6 protein-coding genes, 1 tRNA gene and 1 pseudogene are annotated in these 8,917 nt (G+C 57.1%); 1 reads left to right on the top strand and 7 read right to left on the bottom strand.

The genetic code is table 11. The annotated features are described in order from the left end of the window. Positions 1-619: 619 nt before the first annotated feature. The 6 genes from ACR0NZ_RS20330 to ACR0NZ_RS20355 are packed head-to-tail and all read right to left on the bottom strand — an operon-like array spanning position 620 to position 7,807. Positions 620-1,561, bottom strand: coding sequence for an ABC transporter permease (locus ACR0NZ_RS20330; RefSeq protein WP_480521495.1), 942 nt, complete (start codon positions 1,559-1,561; stop codon positions 620-622). Then, on the bottom strand, positions 1,558-2,601 hold the full coding sequence (locus ACR0NZ_RS20335; RefSeq protein ID WP_480521497.1) for an ABC transporter permease: 1,044 nt from the start codon (positions 2,599-2,601) through the stop codon (positions 1,558-1,560). Before ACR0NZ_RS20335 ends, ACR0NZ_RS20330 begins: the two co-directional genes overlap by 4 nt. Next, entirely contained in the window at positions 2,591-4,111 is a 1,521-nt protein-coding gene (locus ACR0NZ_RS20340) for an ABC transporter ATP-binding protein (RefSeq protein ID WP_480521499.1), read from the bottom strand. The genes ACR0NZ_RS20335 and ACR0NZ_RS20340 overlap by 11 nt, the downstream gene beginning before the upstream one ends. Continuing rightward, positions 4,108-5,505, bottom strand: a complete 1,398-nt coding sequence (locus ACR0NZ_RS20345) for an amidase (protein ID WP_480521501.1) — start codon at positions 5,503-5,505, stop codon at positions 4,108-4,110. Before ACR0NZ_RS20345 ends, ACR0NZ_RS20340 begins: the two co-directional genes overlap by 4 nt. Further along, a complete protein-coding gene (locus ACR0NZ_RS20350; protein WP_480521503.1) occupies positions 5,483-6,466 on the bottom strand; it encodes a BMP family protein in 984 nt (327 codons plus the stop codon). The genes ACR0NZ_RS20345 and ACR0NZ_RS20350 overlap by 23 nt, the downstream gene beginning before the upstream one ends. A 48-nt stretch (positions 6,467-6,514) precedes the next feature. Continuing rightward, entirely contained in the window at positions 6,515-7,807 is a 1,293-nt protein-coding gene (locus ACR0NZ_RS20355) for an amidohydrolase family protein (protein WP_480521505.1), read from the bottom strand. 265 nt (positions 7,808-8,072) lie between these two features. Here ACR0NZ_RS20355 and ACR0NZ_RS20360 point away from each other — a divergent pair. Then, positions 8,073-8,452: pseudogene (locus ACR0NZ_RS20360) on the top strand (transposase); the annotation flags it as partial. 374 nt (positions 8,453-8,826) lie between these two features. Here the strand turns inward: ACR0NZ_RS20360 and ACR0NZ_RS20365 are convergent. After that, positions 8,827-8,903 (bottom strand) — tRNA-Met (locus ACR0NZ_RS20365). Positions 8,904-8,917: the final 14 nt, after the last annotated feature.

Genomic DNA, 8,917 nt, shown 5'->3' on the forward strand with positions numbered 1-8,917 from the left:
CTCGATAAATTGCGTCATCAACAACCTCCGTACCGAATACGGAAATTATACCATCAGTCCGGTCAAAATAGGGGAGTTTTCACACACCCTCCGGACTAAGCTACCGTTGCCCTTTCGGGTATTTGCTGACGCAGCATTTGCTCGCAGGTGCGGCACACGGTTTGTCGCATCGCAGAGGGTTTTTCGTTTTCGGTCACTCATCGGTGTGAAATTCAGCTAAATCTATACTACCCTTTCGCTGCGCTCGGTTTCGGCAATCAAGGAGCGGACTTTGCGGCCATCCGCATTTTTAGTCCGGAGGACAGCAGTCAGCCCGAAAGCAGACACGATCAGCATGGCGCTTCGCCCGACCAGTATTCGAAGGTCGGGCGGAAACCGGCCATTCGCTGCGTGCGTGAGCCTGTCAGGTCGAATATTCGAACGCAGACATTCAAGTAGCCTTGAGACCGGATTTCAATCTGCGCGACTGAATGACGCCGGAGCGTTAATATATAGATAGTGTCAAGAGTTTTCCGGAATGTGGTTAAGGTCTCGTGCCCAGCTCTTCATTGTCTGGTCGAGTAGATGTTTATTTTGATGATTTTATCGTTTCCTGGCCAATATGTTCGAAAATATGCCACTAACGTTCGCCGCGTCGGTAGGGTGCCATCAACGCCGCTGGGACTTCGGCTCTGCGGGCGACAAGGACCAGCGCAACGATCGAAAGTACATACGGTGCCATGAGGAACAACTGATATGGCACACCCTCAACCGTTGTCTGCAATCGCAGTTGGTAGGCATCGAAGAAAGCGAACAACATCGCGCCAATCAAAGCCTTACCGGGCCGCCAGCCAGCGAAGACTACCAATGCGATGCAGATCCAACCGCGCCCCTGCACCATGCCCGGGAAAAAGCTGTTGAACGCCGTTGTAGTCAGGAAGGCCCCGCCAACCGCCATCAAAGCTGACCCGACAACAACTGCGCCGATACGGATACGGATCGGGTTCAACCCCTGCGCCTCAACCGCATGAGGGTTCTCTCCGGTCATACGAATGGCCAATCCCAAAGGCGTACGGGCAAGAACATAGGCCATCACAGCCACTGCAGTGAGCGCCAGATAGGTCGGCAAAGCTTGGTTAAAAAGGATCGGTCCCAAAACGGGAATATCTGACAGGACCGGAAAATCGAGCGGCTTAAAAGCCTCGATCGTAGGAGGCAGATCTCCCACCTCAACAAGTAACCTGTACAGGTAATAGGCTAAAGCGGATGCAAACAGCGTTATGCCCAGCCCTGAGACGTGTTGCGAAAGCCCAAGTGGAACTGTCAGCATAGCATGAAGCAATCCCATCACCGCGCCGCAAAACGCTGCAAAAATGAGGCCTGCAAGCAATGGCGCGCCCATGTAGACGACAAGCCAACCGCTCATCGCCCCCATGGTCATGATCCCCTCGATTCCCAGATTGAGCACGCCCGAACGTTCGCAAAGCAACGCACCAAGAACACCAAATATGAGCGGTGTCGCAATACGCAGCACGGAAGCCCAAAGACTGGTATTCAGCAGCAGATCAATTGCATCGCTCATCGGCGCACCCGGTAGGTTGTGAAAAGAAGGGCCACGATCATGGTGAGCAGGCACAGCGCCACGATCACATCGGCAATGAAACTGGGTACACCCGTCGCACGGCTCATGGCGTCGGCCCCGACAAAGACTGTGGCGACGAATACAGCGGCAGCGACCACTCCGGCCGGATGCAAAGCGGCGAGCATGGCGACGACAATGCCTGCATAACCAAATCCTGGGCTCATAGTGGTGGTGACCCCCGCAGTGACCCCCAAGACTTCGACAGACCCGGCAAGCCCTGCCAGCGCGCCCGAAAGCAAGGCAACACCCATGATCGTTCGGGGCAGAGAAATTCCGGCAAAGGCAGCGGCACTGGCATTTAAGCCTGCGGCGCGTGTTTCAGCGCCAACAACAGTACGCGCAAGAATCAGCCAAACAGCACTTGCCGCTGCGATAGCAACAAGCAGCCCGATATGGAGACGTGTACGGGGGATCAGATCCGGAAGGCGGTAATCCCCGTCTACGGGCACCGAAGAGGGCCACCCAAAGGCCAGCGGATCGCGCATAGGGCCCTCAATCATGAGGCCAACAAAAAGGATCACGATGAAGTTGAGCAGCAGGGTTGTCACCACCTCATCCACGCCGAAACGTAAGCGTAAAAAGGCAGGTCCTGCCAAAAGGGCCGCGCCTGCCGCCATGCCCGCCAACATCAAGATCGGAATACCTATCCACCCTGGAACCCCGATTGAATGACCGATCCAAGCCGTGATTAGCGCCCCAACAAAGAACTGTCCCTCGCCCCCGATGTTCCAAAGCCGCGCTCGGAAGGCGACAGCTGCGGCAAGCCCCGTAAAGATAAGCGGAGTGGCGCGGGTCAACATCTCGGCGATGGAAAGGCGCGAGCCGAACGCGCCATTCACCATTTCGCCATAAGCCGTTAGAGGATTTACGTCAGCAGCAGCGATGAGACCGGCGGCCAAAAGCAATGCAGCAAAGATCGCGGCCAGTGGTGCAATGATCGCAAGATGCAGCGGCACATGTGAGCGTCGTTCAAGCCGCATCATCATTTTCCTTCCAGACACCTGCCATCATCAGGCCAAGGCGTTGTGGGTCGGCTTCATCAGTCGATATCGATTCTGACAAGCGACCTTTTACGATGGCCTGTATTCGGTCTGACAGGGCTACAGCTTCTTCCAATTCTTCTGAGATGAGCAGGATTGCGGCACCTTCGGCCCGTGCTGCCAAAAGCTCGGCATGAACTGAAGCAATTGCACCTTCATCAAGACCACGCGTTGGCTGGTTTGCGAGCACAAAACGCGGCCCATTGGTCAGAACCCGGCCAAGGATCAGCTTTTGCATATTGCCGCCGGACAGCAGCCTTGTTCGCGTGTCGGGGCTGGCGCCGCGGATATCAAAACGTTCTATCAGCCCCGCAGTGTATTCCCGGGCGGCGCGTTGTCGAACAAAGCCGCGGTGCGAAAATCCCGGTGTGCGCAAGCGCTCAAGCACCGCGTTTTCCCACACACTCAATTCGCCCACAACGCCTTCTGCGTGCCGGTCTTCAGGCACCCTGCCTGCGCCCGCGCGGATCATGCCGCGCGGACCCAGATGGCTGATATCTTCGTTCAAGAGTGTTAACTGACCCGCACTTGGGTGTGCCAATCCTGACAGCAGCGCACCGAGGGAGGACTGACCATTGCCTGAAACGCCGACGATACCGAGGATTTCACCGGCATGGACAGCGAAAGACACATCATCCAGCCGCAAATCACCGTCTTCTTCCACGCTCACGTCCTTTGCGATCAGGACTGGCGCTCCAATCTCATGGTCTTGACGTACGGGACGCTCAACCTTGCGGCCAACCATCAGTTCCGCCAACTCTTCTGGTGTGGTTTCGGGTGTTTTGCGTTCCGCGACCATCCTGCCGCCACGAAGCACCGCCACACGGTCAGAGGCTGCCATGACCTCATGCAGCTTGTGGCTGATGAAAATAAGCGAGAGGCCCTCTTTTGTCATATCACGCAGCGTTTCGAACAGGCGCATCGCCTCGGGCCGGGCCAGAACGGCAGTCGGTTCATCCAAAATCAAAATACGTGCGTCGCGATAGAGTGCTTTCAGAATCTCGACCCGTTGACGTTCACCAACGGAAAGCGTCCGAACCTTGGCCTCGGGGTTCACAGGCAAGCCGAACCGCTCAGAGATCTGCAACAGCTTTTTGCGCGCCTCGCCACGAGCGGAACGCGCGCGCGTCAAGGGTTCGGAACCAAGCATGACGTTTTCCAGAACCGTGAGGTTGCCCGCAAGCGTGAAGTGCTGGTGTACCATCCCCACACCCACCTCGATCGCTGCACGCGGCAGGCCTGGGGGCAGCTCTTTTCCAAACACCCTGACCGAGCCTTTATCGGCTGCGTAATGGCCGAACAGGATATTCATCAGCGTCGTCTTACCCGCACCATTTTCGCCCAACAGAGCAAGAATTTCCCCGTCTTCTAGTGTCAGGGTCACATCGTCATTTGCGGTAAGCGTTCCGAAACGCTTGGTAATGCCGTTTAGTTCCAGAACCTTGGTCATGCGGGCAGGCCTGCGATTGGGTGCGGAAAAGTGATTGCGGGCGCGCGGTCTTCGACAAGTGCGCCAAGTTTCAGCAGCGCAAAATCCGAGCCAGGGGGACCAATCAGTTGAACGCCGAGTGGAAGACCATTTGCCATGCCAAAAGGCAGCGCCAAAGCTGGCAAGCCCGCTACATTTGCAAGTGCGGCGTTCGGGGCAAAAGCCTCGAGCCGCGCCATGTGATCGTCTGGGGAGGTGCCGGACAGATCCAAAGTGCCTACAACGGGCGGTGCAGACGAGAGGATCGGCATCAGGACGGCATCGGCAGACTTAAAAAGCTTGCGAGATCGATTTGTCAGACGTGCGAGCTGTCGTGAGGCCGCAAAAAGCGCTGTGGCCGGTGTCGCACGGCCCTCGGCAGCCATGGTCGCGGCAAGCGGTGGAATCTTATCATCAGAGATCCTGAGCGCAGTCAGCCACTCGGCCAAGGAAACAGCAAGTATGGTTCGGGCGATTGCGTGAGCCTCATCCCCCAATCGGTCGGGGGCACGAATATCGCACACCTCACAGCCTGCATCGCGCAGCGCGTCGGCAGCACTTTTCGCGGCCTTGCACTGGTCGGCACCGCAACGCTCCGGCAATGCCAATGCGACGCGGGGGCGTTCTGGCAGATTTACCGGGGCCATGGGCTGGGCTACCGCGTCAAAGGCGGTCTTCACATCGCGGACCGACCGCGAAAGGATCAGTTCAGACGCTATGCCCATCAGGTGATTGGCAAAATCAGGGCCTCCGGGCACCGCGCCACGAGAAGGCTTGAGCCCGGTCAAGCCACAACACGCAGCGGGAACCCTGATGGACCCGGCTGCATCCGTGGCATGAGCAATTGCAACAATACCAGCTGCAACCGCGGCTGCGGCGCCACCGGATGAACCACCGGGTGTCAACGCAGGGTTCCATGGATTGCGGGTCGCCGCCATGCCATCGGGTTCGCATGTCAGGGAAAGGCCAAAGGGAGGTGTTGCGGTCAAGCCGAAAGGGATCAGGCCGGTTCGGCGAAGACTTTGCAGCAGGTGGCTGTCACTATCGGGTTTACGACATTGCGCACGGATCTCCGCGGATCCTGCCGCCGCAGGCAGCCCTTTTGCGAAACTGCCGAGGTCTTTCACCAAAAACGGAACCCCATGAAATGGCCCGCGCTGGTCTGGTGGCAAAGCGTCTGCAACCTTTGCCCCATCGCGGGCCATATCTTCGTCCAGATATACCACGGCCCCCAAATCTGCCCGTGCGTGGCAGGCGGCAAGGCTGGACTCCATCAGTTGGCAGGCAGAGATCTGCCCTGCCGTGATGGCAGCTGCAAGAGCTGTGGCATCGGTCACGTCAAAGCCCTCGGGATCAGGAGGGCTCGCTTTCGTCAATCGGAACGTCCCATTCACCGGATTGAATAGCGGCCTGTTTGGCCTCCATCCCCGGGATGGCGTCGGCAGGCACTTCATCGGCGACATAAATCAGCTCATTGCCGCCATGGGCCATAAAGGAATATTCCGTGTAGTTACGACCTGTTGGATTACCGGCCTGAACATCCGCCACGATGGCCTCGATTGTGGGACCGTAATTCCAGATTGCATTGGCAAAAACCGTGCCCGGGTATCGCGGGGTATAATCGATAAGCGAACCGATCGCCTTCACACCTCGCGCTTGGGCCGCATCCGCAGTGCCAATGCGCTCACCAAACAGAATGTCTGCACCCGCATCAATCTGGGCAATCGCAGCCTCTTGTGCGCGGGCCGGATCGAACCATGCACCGATAAAGCCGTTGACGAAGGTGGCGTCTGGGTTCACTTCGCTTACGCCCATGCGGAAAGCATTGATCAAAAGGTTCACCTCGGGGATCGGATAACCCCCGACCGAACCATAGACATTGCTTTCGGACATATGACCCGCGAGCATACCAGCCAGATAGGCTGCCTCGTGGTTGCGTGTGCCAAAGACACCGAAGTTGTCACCTTCTGGCCCACCGGAAGACCCCATCAGAAACGCGGTGTCGGGGTAGTCACCCGCCACTTCGCGTGCTTCACGCTCCACAGCATAAGATTCACCCCAGATGATTTGCGCACCTCCCTCGGCATACTCGCGCATCGCGCGGGGATAGTCGGTCGGCGCTACTCCTTCTGAAAACTCATACTCTATCAGGCCAGCGTCGGCGGCTTCCTGCATCGCCAGGTGAATGCGGCTGTTCCATGCATTTTCAACCGGAGACATGTGCACTCCGGCGACGCGGATCGCAGATTGCGCGTTCACGCGATGGATATAAGCCGGCAGGGCCAGCGTGGCCGCAGCGCCGACCATCAGTTGACGGCGGGTTGTGGTGAGTTTCATTGGTAGATCCTCTTCTGTTGGTGGCAATTCTTCTTGTTAATGAACTTCCTAAGTATTGGGCCTGGGCGCGTAATCTGCGGGATCCAGGGTCGTGGGACGACCAGGCAAAGAAAGCGCGGCCATTCGTGGTTCTGTGCGGGCCAGCACCTTTCCGTTTTTGATAACGGCAAGCCGGGTGGCTTTCATGCGAACTGCTTCAATCGGGTCCTGCGCTTGCAGCACTACCATATTGGCAGGGCCGCCTTCGCGGATCGTCGGGTCGGGCAAGCCCATTGCTTTGGCACCATTCTGAGTAACGGACGTAAACGCCCACTCCATCGCCTCGCGGGATGTCATCGGCACGGCATGCACGCCCATATGAGCCACTTCCAACATGTCGGCGGAGCCAAGCGAATACCACGGGTCCATCGTGCAATCCTGTCCGAAGGCGACATTTACACCCGCCGCGCGCAGCTCTGGCACTCGGGTCAGCCCCCTACGACGCGGATAGGTATCCGAGCGACCTTGCAGCGTTATATTGATGAGCGGGTTGGGCACCACGTTCATGCCGCTTTCTGCGATCAGAGGTATGAGCTTCGATGCATAGTAGTTGTCATACGAGTGCATCGCGGTGACATGACTTGCTGTCACCAGCCCGCCAAGCCCAAGGCGCGTGGTCTCATAGGCTAAGGTTTCCACGTGGCGCGACATTGGATCGTCGCTTTCATCGCAATGCAAATCCAGCATCAGGCCTCGGTCCACCGCTATCTCGGCCAGTCTCCTGACCGACCGGGCACCTTCCGACATCGTACGTTCAAAATGAGGGATACCGCCCACTACATCGACACCCATATCAAGGGCTTGGATCAAGTTTTTTTCTGCATTCTCTGCGCGGTAAAGGCCATCTTGCGGGAATGCTACCAGTTGCAGATCAATATAGGGAGCGACCTGCTTGCGGACCTCCAACAGCGCTTCAACGCCAACCAAAGGTGTGGATGAAACATCCACATGCGAACGGATGGCCAGCAATCCCTGCGATACGGCAAGGTCGCAATATCGCATGGCGCGCTCAATTACTGCTTCGGGTGTCAGCAGAGGCTTTAGCTCACCCCAAAGCGCGATGCCTTCCAATAGTGTGCCCGAGGCATTCATGCGAGGCGTTCCAAGGCTCAGGGTCGCATCCATATGGAAGTGCGGGTCGGTAAACGGGGGCGTAACCAATCGCCCAGCCGCATCAATGTCCTCGCCTGCCTCGGCCTTGATCTTGGGGGCAATTTCTGCGACGCGGTCACCCTTGATCGCAATATCCAACGGCCCTCGGCCATCCGGCAGTTGGGCTTGTCTAATGATGATGTCGAGCATTCATCTTCCCCCAAATTTGACCACAAGGTAAAAGTATTCTGATAAAATGCTACATTTTTTTGCTGTGTTTCAGGAACCAGCGCTTCGGATAGTCTGACGCAATTCGAATGCCTGCAAGGCGGAATGCGAACGCAGCAATTCGCCGTATCGATGGATGGCGGCTGTGGGCCGCTCACAAAATGTCTAACGTCAGCGCCAATGGGACAGTTTAGGGTGATTTGATAAGAGAGGGTTTCTGGCTCATCGTAACTGCCAAGGAGTGGAGATGAGAAAGAAACCCGGAACCAAGCAGAGCCACGGTGAGAAGGTCATAAAGGACATTCGCCGTGCGACCCGCAAACAGTATTCGGCTGAAGAGAAGATCAGGATCGTGCTGGACGGCCTGAAGGGCGAAGACAGTATTTCAGAGCTGTGCCGCCGTGAAGGCATTGCCCAGAGCCTCTACTACAGTTGGTCCAAGGAGTTCCTTGAAGCCGGCAAGAAACGCCTGGCAGGCGACACGGCCCGTGCAGCGACATCGACCGAGGTCAAAGATCTGCGCCGCGAGGCACGCGATCTGAAGGAAGTGGTTGCCGAACAGGCTCTTGAACTGCGGTTGCTCAAAAAAAGCATGATCGCGGATGGGGGCGACGACGAATGAGGTATCTGTCACCCGGCATTCGCTGCTTGCAGCGATGAGAAGGCTGCATCCGAAAAACTGGAGATCACGGGGCGATGACAGAGAAAGGATGAGGGATGTCCAAACTGACCAAACGTGCCGTAGAAGCCCTGCCCGTTGAGGCGAAAGATTATTTTGTCTGGGACAGCCAGATAGCCGGGTTTGGGGTCCGCGTTATGCCCTCCGGGGCCAAGACCTATCAAGCTCAGTATCGCAAAGGCGGACGGACAGCCTCTGTTGCGCATTCATCACAGGGTGAATTGCGTCCTAATGCTTCCACAGTGCTTCCAGTTGTGCAGTGGCCCCAAACGCAGAAAGCGCCCCTTGGGACGCTAAGTGTTTGATATCTGACTGGAATTTTTGGTTGCGGGAGTAGGATTTGAACCTACGACCTTCAGGTTATGAGCCTGACGAGCTACCGGGCTGCTCCATCCCGCGACACTTTAGTGGTC

This window comes from Ruegeria sp. AE3 (assembly GCF_056542225.1).